Here is a 15,788-nt window from a genome sequence, read left to right as displayed (position 1 = left end):
ATGGCTGAAACCCGAATTCTGGTGAGTCATGAGCGTTTTAGCGTAGGGACAGAATACAGCTGGCTGGCGGAACGCGACGAAGACGGTGCGGTCGTGACCTTTACCGGCAAAGTGCGCAATCACAACCTCGGTGATAGCGTGAAGGCGCTGACGCTGGAGCACTATCCCGGCATGACGGAGAAATCGCTGGCGGAGATTGTCGACGAGGCGCGAGGCCGCTGGCCGCTCGGGCGCGTCACGGTAATTCACCGCATCGGCGAGATGTGGCCCGGCGAGGAGATTGTCTTCGTCGGCGTGACCAGCGCCCACCGCGGCAGCGCGTTTGCGGCAGGGGAGTTCATTATGGATTTCCTCAAAACCAAAGCCCCGTTCTGGAAGCGCGAAGCCACGCCGGAAGGGGATCGCTGGGTAGAATCTCGCGACAGCGATAAGCAGGCCGCCAGCCGTTGGTAGTTGGTTTACGTGGATGTGTTACTCTTAACGAGTGTGTCTACTTAATCTTAATCAGGAGTGAATCATGGACCGATTTCCGCGTTCCGATTCAATAGTACAGCAGACCCGTAGCGGCCTGCAGACGTATATGGCTCAGGTGTATGGCTGGATGACGGTTGGCCTGCTGCTTACCGCGTTTATCGCGTGGTATGCAGCGAACACGCCGGAGCTGATGATGTTTATCTTCTCCAGCAAAATCACCTTCTTTGGGCTGATTATCGCGCAGTTGGCGCTGGTGTTTGTGCTTTCTGGTCTGGTGCACAAGCTGAGTGCCGGCATGGCAACGACCCTGTTTATGCTCTATTCGGCGCTAACGGGCCTGACGCTTTCCAGCATTTTCATCGTTTACACCTACTCCTCCATCGCCAGCACCTTCGTGGTGACCGGCGGGATGTTTGGTGCGATGAGCCTGTACGGTTACACCACGAAGCGCGATCTGAGCGGCTTCGGCAGCATGCTGTTTATGGGGCTGATCGGGATTGTGCTGGCGTCGCTGGTGAACCTGTGGCTGAAGAGCGAAGCGCTGATGTGGGCTGTGACCTATATCGGGGTGGTGCTCTTCGTGGGGTTAACGGCCTATGACACCCAGAAGCTGAAAAACATCGGTGAGCAGATCGACGTGCGCGACAGTTCCAACCTGCGCAAATACTCGATTCTGGGCGCGCTGACGCTGTATCTGGACTTCATCAACCTGTTCCTGATGCTGCTGCGAATTCTTGGCAACCGTCGTTAAGATTGCTTTGCCGGGTGGCGGTGCTGTCTGGTGCCCTCACCTTGACCCTCTCCCACGGGAGAGGGAACAAACACTAAAAACGGCAACAAGGTTGCCGTTTTGCTTTTATTTCGCCAGCGCCTTCTCATTCTTCGCCCGTAACTTCTTCGCCCGGCTCTCCAGAACCAGATAGCAGACCGTTGCCAGCGCCAGCGGCAGGAAGTAATACAGCATGCGGTACGCCAGCAGGGCCGCAATAATCGTTCCCTGAGAGACATGCTCCCCGGCCAGCAGGGCAATAAACACCGCTTCCAGCACGCCGATCCCCGCCGGAATATGCACAATCACCCCGGCAATGCTGCTCACCAGCAGCACGCCCAGCACGAAGAAATAATTTACGTCCTCGCCAATCAGCAGCCAGATAATAGCCCCCATCGCCATCCAGTTGGCGCTGGAGACCGCCATCTGCAGCACCGCAAACTTCCACGAGGGCAGCACCAGCTTTTGCCCCTTGATGGTCATATGGCGGCGTCTGGCAAACGCGCAGGCCCATAGATACACGGCGATGATCAGCAGCAGTACGATGCCCAGAATGCGCAGCGTGGCCTCATCGATATACCAGTGCGCGGGCAGCTGCACCACGCCGATGGTGAAGATCACCCCGCCGAGCAGAATATAGCCCAGCCAGTTGGTGGTGATGCTTAACGAGAAAATGCGCGTGATGGTCCCGCCCGGCAGGCCGAGCCGCGAGTAGAGGCGATAGCGCATGCCAATCCCCCCAACCCAGGTGCTCAGCGTCAGGTTAAAGGCGTAGCAGATAAACGACACCAGCATCACCTGACGTTTGGCCAGCTTGTGGCCGCAGTAGGCGCGACCCAGCAGGTCATAGCAGCCGTACATCAGGTAGCTCACAATGACCAACCCTGCAGCGCCCAGCAGCACCATCCGGTTATAGTTGCGGATAACCTTCCACACCTCTTCCCAGTCAACTTTCTGCGCGTAGACCACCAGCAGAACCGCGACCGCAATAAAAAACAGCCATGTCAGGATCTTTTTTGCCAGCCGCCAGCGTGGATGCGATTTCGACATCAGGGTTTGCCTCCATCTTCCGCTTCTATGCGGTCCTGGGTTTCCATTTCGGGTTGTACCGGCGGGTCCACCTGCGCCAGCTTAGGCGTATGCGCCGGCAGCCAGCCGACCATCGCCGGGAAATGCCGCAGGAAGTGGAACACCACCACGCTGATGCCCAGGTTCCACCAGGTGCGTTTGGGAACCATGGACTCATCCACACGCACGCAGTCATTGACGATTAGCGCCTGCAGGTTATCCCGCAGGGTCTGATTAAACTGACGATCGTGAATGATCAGGTTGGCTTCAAGATTCAGCGACAGGCTCAGCGGATCGAGGTTACTGGAGCCCACGGTGGCCCAGTGATCGTCCATCAGCGCGACTTTGCCGTGCAGCGGCCGACGGCGGTATTCGTAGATCTGTACGCCGCCCTTCACCAGATAGTTATAAAGCAGCCGCGCCCCGACTTTGACGATCGGCATATCCGGTTCGCCCTGCACAATCAGCTTCACGCGTACCCCGCGCCGGGCCGCATTGCGCATGGCGTGCAGCAGGCGATAGCCCGGGAAAAAGTAGGCGTTAGCAATAATCACTTCGCGCTTCGCGTTGGCGAGCATCTTGAGATAATGACGTTCGATATCGTCCCGGTGCTCGCCGTTATCCCGCCAGACGAAAAGGGCCTGCGCTTCGCCTGGCTTCCGGTTCTCTTCCGGGCGATGACGTCGTCGCCACCAGCGGCGAACGGCCTCTTTCCCCGGCAGGTTCTCCAGCTCAAACAGCAAAATGTCCTGCACCACCGGGCCTTCAATGCGAATGGCGTAATCCTGCTTCGCTTCCGGACCGTAGTCGGACATATGCTCCGCGGAGTAGTTAATGCCGCCAACAAACGCCACCGTCTCATCCACCACCACAATTTTGCGGTGCATCCTGCGGAAAAGGTTGGTCCGCATGCCGAAAAGGCGAGGGCCGGGATCGTAGTAGCGGAACACCACCCCCGCGGTGGTCAGTTCGTTGACGAACGCATCGCTGAGGTCCGGCGAGCCATAGCCATCCAGCAGCACTTCAATTTTGACGCCGCGCTGGGCGGCGCGCAGCAGCACGCTGTGCAGCTGCTTGCCGACGTTGTCTTCGAACCAGATAAAGGTTTCGAGGATCACCTTCTGCTGAGCGTTATCAATCGCCTTAAACACGGCCGGGTAATACTCGTCCCCGTTGACCAGCAGCGTGATCCGGTTGCCTTCCTGCCAGGAACATTTCATAGGTGGATCTCCGCGCTGAGCGGCGCATGGTCGGAAAGATGCCGCCAGTTAAGGAGCGCCAGGGCGGTTGGGCTGCTGGCGTGGGCATTTTTCACATAGATGCGGTCAAGCCGCAGAAGCGGGAAACGGACCGGAAACGTGCGCGCAGGCCTGCCGTTGGCGCGCGTAAAAACCTCCTCCAGTCCGGCCTCCACCTTCAGCGGATGGTTTGCCCGCTGTCGCCAGTCGTTGAAGTCGCCCGCAACCACCACCGGTTCACCTTCGGGAAGCGCATTGGTCCATTCGGCCAGCATTTTCAGCTGCGCCTGACGATGGGCTTCGCGCAGGCCAAGATGAACACAGCCCACGTGGATGGGCAGCTCAAGGTCGGGCGGGGTAATGCGGCAGTAGAGCAGGCCGCGTTTTTCGCTCTCCCCGACGGAAACGTCGCGATTTTCATAATGTTCAATGGGATAACGCGACAGCACCGCGTTGCCGTGATGCCCTTCCGGATAGACCGCGTTGCGGCCGTAGGCGTAATCACTCCACATGGTGTCGGCCAGAAATTCATAGTGCGGCGTGTCGGGCCAGTTCTCAAAGTGAAGCGGATGCACTTCATGTGCGCCCATCACCTCCTGCAGGCAGACAATATCCGCGCTGACGGTGCGCACCGCGTCGCGCAGCTCCGGTAAAATGAAGCGGCGGTTAAATGCTGTGAAGCCCTTATGAATGTTTATCGTCAGCACCTTAAGCGAGAAATGCTGCATTTTTTTCGTCATAAGCTCCTTCCTGAGTGACTATCCCAATGAAAATAAAGTGTAGTCGGCGTCACAAAAAGATGCGGTGTTACGGAATTTTCCGTAAAGTGCGGTAGTCTGATTAAGCAGAGAAAAATCCTTCAGGAGAGAAGCCATGAAGTGGCAACAACGTGTTCGTGTCGCAACTGGCCTGAGTTGCTGGCAGATAATGTTGCATTTACTGGTCGTGGCCGTACTGGTGATGGGCTGGATGAGCGGCACGCTGGTGCGCGTTGGCCTGGGGCTATGCGTCCTTTACGGCGTCACCGTGCTGTCGATGCTGTTCTTACAGCGCCACCATGAAGCGCGCTGGCGCGAGGTAGGTGACGTGCTCGAAGAGCTCACCACCACCTGGTACTTTGGTGCGGCGATGATTGTTCTGTGGCTGCTGTCACGCGTGCTGCAAAACAACCTGCTGCTGGCCCTGGCGGGTCTGGCTATCCTCGCAGGGCCTGCGGTGGTCTCGTTGCTGACCAAAGAGAAAAAGCTACGCGATGTTGCGTCTAAACATCGCGTACGCCACTGAGCCCGTCGTGGCCGCTATGACCAGTAGCGGCCACAAACTTCCCCAGACGATATCCAGACTCGCATCCTTCAGATAGATTTGCTTGGTGATGTCCGTAAAGTGTCGAATCGGATTTACCCATGTCAGATCCTGTAGCCATACCGGCATGTTCTCGACGGGAGAAACATAGCCCGAGAGCAAAATCGCGGGCATCATAAAGACGAATACCCCGATAAACGCCTGCTGCTGCGTCGAGCAGAGCGCCGAGATCAGCAGCCCAAACCCCACCAGCGACAGCCCGTAAATCACCATCGTGAAGTAAAACAGCGCCAGCGAACCGGCGAACGGGATCTGATAGGCCCAAATACCGACTCCCAGCACGATGGTGGCCTGGAACGTCGCGACGATCAGCGCCGGCACCGCTTTGCCGACGAAAATTTGCCAGGTGGCGAGCGGGGAGACCAGCAGCTGATCCAGCGTGCCCTGTTCACGCTCGCGGGCGACGGAGAGAGAGGTCACAATCATCACCCCGATGGTGGTGATCATGGCGATCAGCGACGGCACCACGAACCACTTGTAGTCCAGATTCGGGTTATACCAGTTGCGCACCACCAGCTCGCTGTTGTTGAGCTTCGGTTTGCCGTCCATCAGCTCCTGCTGGTAATCCTTCACCACCTGCTGCAGATAGTTGGCGGCTATCTGGGCGCTGTTGGAGTTACGCCCGTCGAGGATCAGCTGCATCGGCGCGGTCTGGAAGGTATCCAGATTACGGGAAAAATCCGCCGGGAACCGCACCAGCAGCAGCGCTTTTTGCGTGTCGATGGTGGGCTGGATCTCCTTCGGGCTTTTCAGCAGCAGGATGTGGGTAAAGGCTTTCGCACGCGCAAAGCGCTGCGTTAGCTCGACGGAGTGTTTGCCGTTGTCTTCGTTGTAAATGGCAATGGTGGCGTTGGTCACCTCCAGCGTGGCGGCAAACGGGAACAGTAAAACCTGGATCAGCACCGGCAACACCAGAATGGCGCGGGTTTGCGGCTCGCGCAGCAGGGATTGCAGCTCTTTGCGTATTAACGTCCATAAACGGTGAAACATGCGCGCTCCTTAATCTAACCGCCGTTTGGTTTTCATCCACGTCAAACCGATAAACATCACCGCCGAAGCCATTAAAAACAGCGTGTTGATAATCAGCACTACCGGAATATTCCCCGCCAGGAACAGGCTTTGCAGCGTGCTCACGAAGTAGCGCGCCGGGATAATGTAGGTCACGGCGCGGATGACGGCAGGCATACTGTCTATCTGGAAGATAAACCCTGAGAGCATTATTGACGGCAGGAAAGCGGCATTCAGCGCTACCTGCGCGGCGTTAAACTGGTTGCGGGTGATGGTGGAGATGAGTAGCCCCATGCCAAGCGTGCTGAGTAAAAACAGGCTGGTGATAAAGAACAGCACGACCAGCGAGCCGCGATACGGCACGCCGAGGATAAAGACTGACACCAGCATACAGAGCAGCATTGCCAGCATGCCGAGGAAGTAGTAGGGAATGAGCTTGCACAGCAGCAGCTCGACGCGCGTCACTTCGGTTGAAAGCAGCGCCTCCATGGTGCCGCGCTCCCACTCGCGGGCGATCACCAGCGAGGTTAGGATCGCGCCAATCACCGTCATGATAATCGTCACCGCGCCCGGAATAATAAAGTGCTGGCTGATGGCGGCGGGGTTAAACCAGTAGCGGGTCTGTACGTCGATCAGCGGTTTAAATTCTTCACCCCGATCTTCCGCCCGCTGCATTTGCCACAGCTGCCAGATCCCCTCCGCGTAGCCCTGCACGAAGTTCGCGGTGTTTGGCTCGCTGCCGTCGGTAATCACCTGGATCGGCGCATCGGTATTTGCCCGCGCCATGTTGGCGGCAAAATTCACCGGAATGACGATCAGACCGCGAATCTTCCCGGCCTGCATCTTCTGGATCAGTTCCTGGCGGCTGTCGCTGATGGTGGCATCAATGTAGGGAGAGCCGGTCATAGCGTGGGTAAAGTCCAGCGCCTCTTTGCTCTGCTGCTCCAGCAAAATCCCGACCCGCAGCTTGCTGGAATCCAGGTTAATGCCGTAGCCAAAGATAAACAGCAGCAGCAGGGGGATCACTACCGCAATCAGCCAGCTGCTGGGGTCACGCACGATCTGCCGCGTCTCTTTAATGCACAGCGCGCGCACCCTGCGCCAGGAAATGGCCTTACTGCGCATGGGCATTCTCCTTATCCCAGTCGTGGATGAGGGTGATGAACGCCTGCTCCATGGTCGGGTCCGGCACCTCATCGTCGGCGGCCTGGTTTTTCAGGTCGTCCGGCGTGCCGTGGGCAATCAGCTTGCCGCGATACACCAGCCCGATGCGGTCGCAGTACTCCGCCTCGTCCATGAAGTGGGTGGTCACCATCACGGTCACGCCTTTTTCCACCATGCTGTTGATATGCAGCCAGAACTCGCGGCGGGTAATGGGATCAACGCCAGACGTGGGTTCATCCAGAAACAGAATATCCGGCTCGTGCATCAGCGAGCAGGCCAGCGCCAGCCGCTGCTTAAAGCCGAGCGGCAGCTCGTCGGTGGCGTGTGAAGCAATGTTGGTTAACCCGAAGGCATCGCTCATGCGGCGGATTTTGTCGTTCTGCGCCCGCCCGCGCAGGCCATACACGCCGGAGAAAAAGCGCAGATTCTGCTCGACCGTCAGGTTGCCATACAGGGAGAACTTCTGCGCCATGTAGCCCAGGTGCTGGCGCGCCTTGCCGGAGCTGACCTTCAGGTCCATATCCAGCACCAGCGCCTTGCCGGACGTCGGCACCAGCAGGCCACACATCATCTTAAAGGTGGTCGATTTTCCCGCGCCGTTAGGCCCGAGCAGGCCAAAAATCTCACCGCGCTTCACGGCAAAATTCACGTTGTCGGTGGCGGCGAAATCCCCGAACTTTTTGGTGAGGGATTTGGCTTCGATCACCGTTTCGCCCGGCGTGCCTTCCACCGTGTGCAGAATCGCCCCAAGCGGCGATTCTGACGTGCCCGCGCCGCCCAGCAGGTCGATAAACGCGTCCTCAAAGCGCGGCGCGGTCTCTTCCATCTCAATCGTCGGCATGCCGGGCGCATGGCGAATATCGTCGACTGTGACCTCTTTTTTGAGGATCACCCGTACCGAGCGGCCCTGAATCATCCCGTCGCTGACCTGCGGCAGTTTGAGCACCCGCTGCAGCAGCCTGCGGTTGGACTCCTGCGGACTGTGCAGCAGAAAGCTGCGCCCGGCCATGCTCTGCGTCAGCGTCGTCGGCTCGCCCTGATAAAGCAGTTCGCCTTCGTTCATCAGCAGCACGTCACGGCACTGCTCCGCTTCGTCGAGGTAGGAGGTGCTCCAGAGGATCAGCATCCCGTCGCCGGCCAGCTCGTGCACCATCTGCCACAGTTCTCGTCGCGAAATCGGGTCCACGCCAACGCCGGGCTCGTCCAGCAGCAGCACCTTTGGCTCGCCGACCAGCGTGCAGGCCAGCCCCAGCTTCTGCTTCATCCCACCGGACAGCTTGCCCGCCAGCCGGTCGGTGAACGGGCCGAGGGAGGTAAACTCCAGCAGGCGGGCGAAGGTTTTCTCCCGGGTTTCGCCGGTGACGCTGCGCAGGTCGGCGTACAGGTTCAGGTTTTCCATCACCGTCAGATCTTCATACAGGCCAAACTTCTGCGGCATATAGCCGAGCATGGCGTGGAGCGCGCCGTCGTCTTTAATCGGATCCAGGCCCAGCACGCTGGCCGAGCCTTCATCCGGCTTCAGCAGTCCGGCCAGCATCCGCATCAGCGTGGTTTTCCCCGCGCCGTCCGGGCCGACCAGCCCGGTCACATAGCCCTTCTGGATAGTGCAGTTCAGCGGCGCGACGGCCGGTTTGTCCATTCCCGCGAAGCGTTTAACCAGATTGTTGAGCTGAATAACCGCGTCATTCATGTCGTTCCCCGTTGTCTACTTTTACGGTGACGGGCATGCCCTGGCGCAGCGCGTCGTCCGCATCGGTCACGATGATGCGCAGGCGATACACCAGGTCGGTACGCAGGTCCGGTGTTTCAACGGTTTTCGGCGTGAATTCGGCGGTAGGGGAGACAAAGCCCACTTTGCCGTGATACGGCTTGTCCGGGCGACCGTCGGTATAGAGCAGCAGCTCGCGGCCCGGCTGCATCTGGCCGAGATTCGGTTCATCAATGTAGGCGCGCACCCAGACCGGGCGGGTCAGGGAGAGCGTTAAGACGGTGCTGCCCGCGCTGAGCATGCTGCCGGGCTCCACGGCGCGGGTCATCAGCGTACCGTCAGACGGTGCGATTAAGGTGGTGTCGTGCAGATCGAGCTCTGCCTGCGCCAGCTGCGCCTGCGCCTGTTCAAGGCTGGCTTTCGCCTGGGCGATATCCTGCGGGCGGTTACCGGTGTGGTACTGGCTTAACTTATCCTGCGCGGATTTTAGCGTTGCCTGCGCCTGGTCGCGGGACGCACGCGCATTTTCCAGATCGTTGGCGGAAATGGTGCGGCTTTTCCACAGCCCCTGCTGGCGCGCGTAGAAGTTCTGCGCGTAGTCATAGGCGGCCTGCGCCTGCTTAACGGCGGCGGCGGCCTGGGCAATCTCTTCGTCGCGATAGCCGGCCAGCATCAGGTCATACTGTGCCTGGGCGACGGACACGCCTGCTTTGGCCTGCAGCAGCGCATTCTCATAGGGCGCTTTGTCCAGCATCCCCAGCGTCTGCCCGCTTTTAATGGCATCGCCTTCGTCCACGCTCAGCGAGGCGAGACGACCGCCTACGCGGAAGCTCATGTTCACCGTGCGAATATCCACGTTACCGTACAGCGTCAGGCCTTTATCCTGATGGCCTTGATACCACAGCCATCCACCGACGCCTGCGGCAAGCAAAACAACGACCACCAGAATGATGGCGACAGGTTTTTTCATGACTTCGGGCTCCTTTGCGTTAAGCCTTGCAGGATCAGATCGAGATGACAGGCGATCACCTCGCCTATCTGCGCGGCTTTATCCTCATCAAATTGTGTCCAGCCGGTGCGTAACAGGATGGTTTCCCTGCCCAGACGGAAGGCCAGAATTTCACCCAACAGGGCGTGGGTATGCAAAATTGTCTCGGTATCACTGGCGTCCCGCCCGGTATAGGCGGCGATCAGCCGGGTCAGGTGGGTATGCATCGGAGCAATGACCCGATCGTGTACCCGCTGGTAGGCGGCAGTGGGGGAGAGCTGCTCGCGGGAGATAAACTTGCTCAGGTTGAGCGTATCGTCGTGCGTCAGCAGGCGGATCATGTTGTTACAGGCATTGAGGATCAGCTGGCGGATGGCCTCGCGATCGGGCGACGGCTGGCCGAGCAGCGCGGTGGCTTCCTCTACGTGTGGGTGAAACTGCGTGCCGATAAAATCGGCAATCCACTCGGCGCAGGCGAGATATAAATCTTCTTTTGAGCCAAAATAGTAGGTAATCGCCGCAATGTTCTGCCCGGCCAGCGCGGCGATATCGCGCGTGGTTGCATGCAGGCCGTACTCACCAAACTGCGCCAGCGCGGCGGCGATAAGCTGGTTTTTGGCCTGTTCACCTTTGGTTGTTGTGGGTGTCGTATTCATGGCGGCACTAAGAATTAATCAATCGATTGATTAAGATTATGCCTGATTCCCGCTAACGTCGAGGGAATGCGGAGGGATATTTTATGCGCCACGTCACAAAAGCTGCTACACTCCGCTCCTTCGCGACATTGTGGTTTTTGTCCTCTCAATTGTTATATCTCCCTGAAAACTACACCTGTGATGGTCGGGGCGGTTCGGAGTTTTTATGTCTTTTGATTCCCTTGGCCTGAACCCGGAAATTCTGCGCGCGATCGCAGAGCAGGGCTACGTTGAGCCAACCCCAATCCAGCAGCAGGCGATCCCCGCCGTTCTTCAGGGACGTGACCTGATGGCCAGCGCCCAGACCGGCACCGGTAAAACCGCGGGCTTTACCCTGCCGCTGTTAGAGCTGCTGGTAAAAAACCAGCCGCACGCCAAAGGCCGTCGTCCGGTTCGTGCCCTGATCCTCACCCCAACCCGCGAGCTGGCCGCGCAGATTGGCGAGAACGTGCGTGACTATAGCCGCTATCTCAACATTCGCTCGCTGGTAGTTTTCGGTGGCGTCAGCATCAATCCGCAGATGATGAAGCTGCGCGGCGGCGTGGACGTGCTGATAGCAACGCCGGGCCGTCTGCTTGACCTCGAACACCAGAACGCGGTGAAGCTCGATAGCATTGAAATTCTGGTGCTGGACGAAGCCGACCGCATGCTCGACATGGGCTTCATCCATGATATTCGTCGCGTGCTGGCCAAGCTGCCTGCGCGTCGTCAGAACCTGCTCTTCTCTGCGACCTTCTCCGACGAGATCAAGGCGCTGGCGGAAAAGCTGCTGCATAACCCGCTGGAAGTGGAAGTGGCGCGCCGCAACACCGCCTCCGAGCAGGTGACGCAGCACGTTCACTTTGTGGATAAAAAGCGTAAGCGGGAACTGCTCTCCCAGATGATAGGCCAGGGTAACTGGCAGCAGGTGCTGGTCTTTACCCGCACCAAGCACGGTGCCAACCACCTGGCTGAACAGCTGAACAAAGACGGCATCCGCAGTGCGGCGATCCACGGTAACAAGAGCCAGGGCGCGCGGACCCGTGCGCTGGCGGACTTCAAGTCCGGCGACATCCGCGTGCTGGTGGCCACCGACATCGCTGCCCGTGGCCTCGACATTGAAGAGCTGCCGCACGTTGTGAACTACGAGCTGCCAAACGTGCCGGAAGATTACGTGCACCGTATCGGCCGTACCGGCCGTGCGGCGGCCACCGGTGAAGCGCTCTCTCTGGTTTGCGTGGACGAGCACAAGCTGCTGCGCGACATCGAGCGCCTCCTGAAGAAAGAGATCCCGCGCATCGAAACCCCGGGCTATGAAGTGGACCCGTCAATCAAAGCCGAGCCGATTCAGAACGGTCGTCAGGGCGGTCGCGGTCAGGGCGGCGGCGGTCGCGGCCAGCAGCCGCGTCGTGCCGAAGGTGGCGCGCCGAAGTCATCCGGCAAACCGCCGCGTCGTAGCAACGACGGCAAACCGGCCGGCGAAAACCCGTGGCGCAGCGGCGAAGGCAAGCCGGCAGGGGAAGGGCAGCGTCGACGCCGCCCGCGTAAACCTGCTAACCCGCAGTAATATGGAAGCCCGGTCGTAAAGCCGGGCTTTTCTTTTTGCGGCAGAGAAGAGAAAGTGCCACAATAGTGGCTGTTTATACAGTGTTTCAGGTTTTCCGATGGCTTTAACCGCTGCGCTGAAAGCGCAAATTGGCGCATGGTATAAGGCGCTACAACAGCAGATCCCCGACTTTATCCCCCGAGCGCCGCAGCGGCAGATGATTGCCGACGTGGCAAAAACGCTCGCCGGGGACGACGGGCGACATCTGGCGATTGAAGCCCCGACCGGCGTCGGGAAAACCCTGTCGTATCTCATTCCCGGCATCGCGATTGCGCGGGAAGAGGACAAAACGCTGGTGGTCAGCACCGCCAACGTGGCCTTGCAGGACCAGATCTTTAGTAAAGATTTACCGCTGCTGCGCAAAATCATCCCCGACCTGCGGTTTACGGCCGCCTTCGGCCGCGGGCGCTACGTCTGCCCGCGTAACCTGGCAGGGCTTGCCAGCAGCGAGGCGTCGCAACAGGATTTGTTGGCGTTCCTCGACGACGATCTCACGCCAAACAACAAAGCCGAGCAGGAGCTCTGCGCAACGCTGAAAGGCGATCTTGATGGCTATAAGTGGGACGGCCTGCGCGATCACACCGATAAAGCCATCAGCGACGATCTGTGGCGCAGGCTCAGCACCGACAAAGCCAGCTGTCTGAACCGCAACTGTCACTACTACCGCGAATGCCCGTTCTTCGTCGCGCGGCGCGAAATTCAGGAAGCCGAAGTGGTGGTGGCTAACCACGCCCTGGTGATGGCGGCGCTGGAGAGCGAAGCGGTGCTGCCGGAGCCGAAAAACCTGCTGCTGGTACTCGACGAAGGACACCATCTGCCCGACGTGGCGCGCGACGCGCTGGAGATGAGCGCGGAAATTACCGCGCCCTGGTTCCGCCTGCAGCTGGATCTCTTCTGCAAGCTTGTCGCCACCTGCATGGAGCAGTTCCGCCCGAAAACCACGCCGCCGCTGGCGGTACCGGAGCGTCTGAGCGACCACTGTGAAGAGGTTTACAGCCTTATCTCGTCGCTGAACAACATCCTGAATCTTTATCTTCCGGCAACCCAGGAGGCCGAACACCGTTTTGCCATGGGCGAACTGCCGGACGAGGTGATGGAGATCTGCCAGCAGCTGGCGAAGCATCTGGAAAAGCTGCGCGGGCTGGCGGAGATGTTCCTGAACGATCTCAGCGAGAAAACCGGCACCCATGACGTTGTTCGCCTTCACCGTATCCTTCTGCAAATGAACCGTGCGCTGGGGATGTTCGAAGCACAGAGCAAGCTCTGGCGGCTGGCCTCGATGGCGCAGGCGTCGGGCGCGCCGGTCACCAAATGGGCCACCCGTGAAGTGCGGGACGGCCAGGTGCATCTCTTTTTCCACTGCGTGGGCATCCGCGTGGCCGATCAGCTGGAAAAGCTCATCTGGCGCAGCGTGCCGCACGTGGTGGTCACCTCCGCCACGCTGCGCTCCCTGAACAGTTTTTCTCGTTTGCAGGAAATGAGCGGGCTTAAAGAGAAAGCGGGCGATCGTTTTGTCGCGCTGGACTCGCCGTTTAACCACTGCGAGCAGGGGAAGCTGGTGATCCCGCGCATGAATTACGAGCCGCTCATCGACAACGAAGAGCAGCACATTGCGGAAATGGCGGCCTACTTCCGTGAACAGGTTGAGAGCAGGAAATACCCCGGCATGCTGGTGCTGTTTGCCAGCGGACGCGCGATGCAGCGCTTCCTCGAACACGTCACCGATCTGCGTTTATTGCTGCTGGTGCAGGGCGATCAGCCGCGCTACCGGCTGGTGGAAACGCACCGCAAACGCATTGATAACGGCGAGCGCAGCGTGCTGGTGGGATTACAGTCCTTCGCGGAAGGTCTGGATTTGAAGGGCGATTACCTGACGCAGGTGCATATACATAAAATCGCCTTCCCGCCTATCGATAGCCCGGTGGTGATCACCGAAGGGGAGTGGCTGAAAAGCCTCAATCGCTATCCGTTTGAGGTGCAGAGTTTACCTGCGGCATCGTTTAACCTCATTCAGCAGGTCGGGCGTCTGATCCGTAGCCACGGCTGCTGGGGGGAGGTGGTGATTTATGATAAACGCCTGCTCACCAAAAATTACGGCCAACGGCTACTGAACGCGCTGCCGATCTTCCCGATCGAACAGCCAGAGGTGCCCGAGGTAAAAAAACGCCCGGCAAAACCAGCCGCCGGGCGCAAGAAAAACATCCGTGCTAAGGGGCGCGGTCCTACTGGTAAATGAAGGTCACCTGCACCACGCTGCTGAACGTTCCTGCCGTGACCGGCAATGAGGTGGCGTAATAGCGGGCGGCCAGCGGGAAATCCGCCGTGTGATTGTTCTGGTTGATCAGCACGCTGAAGCTGGCGTCCGGGGCAAGCGAGATCTGGTCCTGCGGGTCGGCAAGCTCCAGCGCCAGTCCTTTCGCGGTTCCGGTGCTGGCGAATTTAGTCGGATGAAGGCTGTCTGGCTGACCGTGAAAGGTGGCCGTGGCCAGCACGGAAGTGGTTGGGCATTTCGACAGGGTTAAGTCGAATGATTTCCATTGTCCGGTATCGCCCACATCCTTAAAATCGCCGGTATTCGCTTTGCCCAGATTGACCGTCAGGTTCTGGCTGGCGCTGTCCACCTGGCAGGCGTTGGCATAAATGTTTCCGCGAACATCGAGTTGAATTTCTTCCGCCAGGCTCTGGCTGGCCACTCCAAGCAGTAAAAGGGTTAATAACGTTTTCATTTGTAGGCTACCGTAATGGTTGCGACGGCATTCGCCGTTCCGGGCGTCACCTCCGAACTGGTTTGTTCGTAAGAGACGCTGAAGGGATATTGCGACTGGATATTGGCATAGGCGGTAAAGGTATTCATATATTGCCCGAAAACAGGTATCTGGCCGTTAAAGAGCATTTTCACCCCCACGCCGGTGGCGACGCCGCTTTCCGGCGTTAATTTGATCACGCCGGGAAAATTCGTTTCATAGCCATTAGCGCTGGTGATCATCATTTCCGGCTGTACATCCCGATCGCAGAGCATGCCGATATTGAATACCGACTGGGAGACCAGTGTTCCCGGACCGGTAAAACGGCTCACCGGAAAATCACCCAGCGTGACGGTCAGGGATTTAGGTGACACCGAACAGGTCACTGCTTTTACCTGAACATTGCCTGAGTAAGAGAGGGTATTAGGGTCACCCAGGGCCTCAACGCGTCCCACTGCAAGGTTGAATTGCGTATTGCTCATTGTCAGTGCGCCCGAAGCCACGGTTTCGCTGGTTTTTACCAGTTCCAGCATCACGTCAAAGCTAAAGGGGATGGTAGAGTCGCTGTTTATCGTACCGGAGACCTGGCCTACGGGCATATTCGCCGAACAAATCTGGTCCGCTGCGCCAGTCACGCGCTGTCCTTTATCATTTCTTAGCGAGATGCCGATACCAGCAACGCCTGTTTCATAGACGCCCGGAAGCCCGGGGATCTCTTTGCCGAAGCCGTTATAGCACGCGATGATTGGCTGACCCGCATCCGGCGCGTAGTAACAGTTTCCCGATATGTGCACGGTGCGTTCAGTTCCCGGAATGGTCGAACCTACGGGCAGGCTGGTGGAGACCGAAATCGACGTTAATGATAGTAGCGCGGGCAGGCTCGGCGATTGGCAAGAAGCTTTCGCGTGCGGCATAAAGAGTGCTGCCGTCGCCAGAACTAAAAGTAAGAAAAATGATTTTGCTATCTGCATCATGATCGGTCCGG

15 protein-coding genes are annotated in these 15,788 nt (G+C 58.6%); 5 read left to right on the top strand and 10 right to left on the bottom strand.

What is annotated here, in order from left to right:
- Nucleotides 1–453: a molybdopterin synthase catalytic subunit MoaE gene (moaE, locus tag AC4IBF_RS15120; RefSeq protein WP_133294026.1), complete on the top strand. Its 453-nt coding sequence runs from the start codon at nt 1–3 to the stop codon at nt 451–453.
- Nucleotides 454–517: 64 nt separating this feature from the next.
- A complete protein-coding gene (locus AC4IBF_RS15115; protein ID WP_069719576.1) occupies nt 518–1,225 on the top strand; it encodes a Bax inhibitor-1/YccA family protein in 708 nt (235 codons plus the stop codon).
- Between the two features lie 105 nt (nt 1,226–1,330).
- Here the strand turns inward: AC4IBF_RS15115 and AC4IBF_RS15110 are convergent, their stop codons facing one another.
- The 3 genes from AC4IBF_RS15110 to AC4IBF_RS15100 are packed head-to-tail and all read right to left on the bottom strand — an operon-like array spanning nt 1,331 to nt 4,289.
- Nucleotides 1,331–2,293, bottom strand: coding sequence for a lysylphosphatidylglycerol synthase domain-containing protein (locus tag AC4IBF_RS15110; protein ID WP_133294027.1), 963 nt, complete (start codon nt 2,291–2,293; stop codon nt 1,331–1,333).
- Nucleotides 2,293–3,531 carry a cardiolipin synthase ClsB gene (clsB, locus tag AC4IBF_RS15105; RefSeq protein ID WP_111963823.1) on the bottom strand — a complete coding sequence of 413 codons (1,239 nt, stop codon included), beginning with the start codon at nt 3,529–3,531 and terminating at the stop codon, nt 2,293–2,295. Before clsB ends, AC4IBF_RS15110 begins: the two co-directional genes overlap by 1 nt.
- Entirely contained in the window at nt 3,528–4,289 is a 762-nt protein-coding gene (locus tag AC4IBF_RS15100; protein ID WP_115874543.1) for an endonuclease/exonuclease/phosphatase family protein, read from the bottom strand. Before AC4IBF_RS15100 ends, clsB begins: the two co-directional genes overlap by 4 nt.
- A 133-nt stretch (nt 4,290–4,422) precedes the next feature.
- Here AC4IBF_RS15100 and AC4IBF_RS15095 point away from each other — a divergent pair, with 133 nt between their 5' ends.
- Entirely contained in the window at nt 4,423–4,833 is a 411-nt protein-coding gene (locus tag AC4IBF_RS15095; protein WP_023334980.1) for a YbhQ family protein, read from the top strand.
- Here the strand turns inward: AC4IBF_RS15095 and AC4IBF_RS15090 are convergent.
- From AC4IBF_RS15090 to cecR, 5 genes are read right to left on the bottom strand one after another with little or no spacing between them, the layout of a single operon-like run.
- The gene (locus AC4IBF_RS15090; protein ID WP_133294028.1) at nt 4,795–5,901 is read right to left on the bottom strand and encodes an ABC transporter permease; all 1,107 of its coding nucleotides are present in this window, start codon (nt 5,899–5,901) and stop codon (nt 4,795–4,797) included. The two genes, AC4IBF_RS15095 and AC4IBF_RS15090, sit on opposite strands and share 39 nt — an antisense overlap.
- A gap of 9 nt (nt 5,902–5,910) precedes the next feature.
- Entirely contained in the window at nt 5,911–7,044 is a 1,134-nt protein-coding gene (locus tag AC4IBF_RS15085) for an ABC transporter permease (protein ID WP_133294029.1), read from the bottom strand.
- Nucleotides 7,034–8,773: an ATP-binding cassette domain-containing protein gene (locus AC4IBF_RS15080; RefSeq protein WP_143344849.1), complete on the bottom strand. Its 1,740-nt coding sequence runs from the start codon at nt 8,771–8,773 to the stop codon at nt 7,034–7,036. Before AC4IBF_RS15080 ends, AC4IBF_RS15085 begins: the two co-directional genes overlap by 11 nt.
- Nucleotides 8,766–9,761, bottom strand: coding sequence for a secretion protein HlyD (gene hlyD / locus AC4IBF_RS15075; RefSeq protein WP_252092662.1), 996 nt, complete (start codon nt 9,759–9,761; stop codon nt 8,766–8,768). Before hlyD ends, AC4IBF_RS15080 begins: the two co-directional genes overlap by 8 nt.
- Nucleotides 9,758–10,435 carry a transcriptional regulator CecR gene (gene cecR, locus AC4IBF_RS15070; protein WP_133294032.1) on the bottom strand — a complete coding sequence of 226 codons (678 nt, stop codon included), beginning with the start codon at nt 10,433–10,435 and terminating at the stop codon, nt 9,758–9,760. The genes hlyD and cecR overlap by 4 nt, the downstream gene beginning before the upstream one ends.
- Nucleotides 10,436–10,640: 205 nt before the next feature.
- Here cecR and rhlE point away from each other — a divergent pair, with 205 nt between their 5' ends.
- On the top strand, nt 10,641–12,020 hold the full coding sequence (rhlE, locus tag AC4IBF_RS15065) for an ATP-dependent RNA helicase RhlE (protein ID WP_133294033.1): 1,380 nt from the start codon (nt 10,641–10,643) through the stop codon (nt 12,018–12,020).
- A gap of 97 nt (nt 12,021–12,117) precedes the next feature.
- Nucleotides 12,118–14,295: an ATP-dependent DNA helicase DinG gene (gene dinG / locus AC4IBF_RS15060; protein ID WP_367897143.1), complete on the top strand. Its 2,178-nt coding sequence runs from the start codon at nt 12,118–12,120 to the stop codon at nt 14,293–14,295.
- On the opposite strand, the gene AC4IBF_RS15055 is transcribed toward dinG, so the two are convergent.
- Together AC4IBF_RS15055 and AC4IBF_RS15050 are read right to left on the bottom strand one after the other, a co-directional pair.
- Nucleotides 14,282–14,785: a fimbrial protein gene (locus AC4IBF_RS15055; protein WP_133294035.1), complete on the bottom strand. Its 504-nt coding sequence runs from the start codon at nt 14,783–14,785 to the stop codon at nt 14,282–14,284. The two genes, dinG and AC4IBF_RS15055, sit on opposite strands and share 14 nt — an antisense overlap.
- Nucleotides 14,782–15,774: a fimbrial protein gene (locus tag AC4IBF_RS15050; RefSeq protein WP_133295412.1), complete on the bottom strand. Its 993-nt coding sequence runs from the start codon at nt 15,772–15,774 to the stop codon at nt 14,782–14,784. The genes AC4IBF_RS15055 and AC4IBF_RS15050 overlap by 4 nt, the downstream gene beginning before the upstream one ends.
- Between the last annotated feature and the right edge of the window lie 14 nt (nt 15,775–15,788).

Source organism: Enterobacter sp. Taxon_8, from assembly GCF_058354585.1.
Note: the sequence above shows the minus strand (reverse complement) of the source record. Positions and strands in the feature narration are given on the sequence as shown.

Bases quoted from the DNA above. Each gene is read 5' to 3' on its own strand.
- moaE (WP_133294026.1), top strand. From the start codon at position 1: ATGGCTGAAACCCGAATTCTGGTGAGTCATGAGCGTTTTAGCGTAGGG.
- AC4IBF_RS15115 (WP_069719576.1), top strand. From the start codon at position 518: ATGGACCGATTTCCGCGTTCCGATTCAATAGTACAGCAGACCCGTAGC.
- AC4IBF_RS15110 (WP_133294027.1), bottom strand. From the start codon at position 2,293: ATGTCGAAATCGCATCCACGCTGGCGGCTGGCAAAAAAGATCCTGACA.
- clsB (WP_111963823.1), bottom strand. From the start codon at position 3,531: ATGAAATGTTCCTGGCAGGAAGGCAACCGGATCACGCTGCTGGTCAAC.
- AC4IBF_RS15100 (WP_115874543.1), bottom strand. From the start codon at position 4,289: ATGACGAAAAAAATGCAGCATTTCTCGCTTAAGGTGCTGACGATAAAC.
- AC4IBF_RS15095 (WP_023334980.1), top strand. From the start codon at position 4,423: ATGAAGTGGCAACAACGTGTTCGTGTCGCAACTGGCCTGAGTTGCTGG.
- AC4IBF_RS15090 (WP_133294028.1), bottom strand. From the start codon at position 5,901: ATGTTTCACCGTTTATGGACGTTAATACGCAAAGAGCTGCAATCCCTG.
- AC4IBF_RS15085 (WP_133294029.1), bottom strand. From the start codon at position 7,044: ATGCGCAGTAAGGCCATTTCCTGGCGCAGGGTGCGCGCGCTGTGCATT.
- AC4IBF_RS15080 (WP_143344849.1), bottom strand. From the start codon at position 8,773: ATGAATGACGCGGTTATTCAGCTCAACAATCTGGTTAAACGCTTCGCG.
- hlyD (WP_252092662.1), bottom strand. From the start codon at position 9,761: ATGAAAAAACCTGTCGCCATCATTCTGGTGGTCGTTGTTTTGCTTGCC.
- cecR (WP_133294032.1), bottom strand. From the start codon at position 10,435: ATGAATACGACACCCACAACAACCAAAGGTGAACAGGCCAAAAACCAG.
- rhlE (WP_133294033.1), top strand. From the start codon at position 10,641: ATGTCTTTTGATTCCCTTGGCCTGAACCCGGAAATTCTGCGCGCGATC.
- dinG (WP_367897143.1), top strand. From the start codon at position 12,118: ATGGCTTTAACCGCTGCGCTGAAAGCGCAAATTGGCGCATGGTATAAG.
- AC4IBF_RS15055 (WP_133294035.1), bottom strand. From the start codon at position 14,785: ATGAAAACGTTATTAACCCTTTTACTGCTTGGAGTGGCCAGCCAGAGC.
- AC4IBF_RS15050 (WP_133295412.1), bottom strand. From the start codon at position 15,774: ATGCAGATAGCAAAATCATTTTTCTTACTTTTAGTTCTGGCGACGGCA.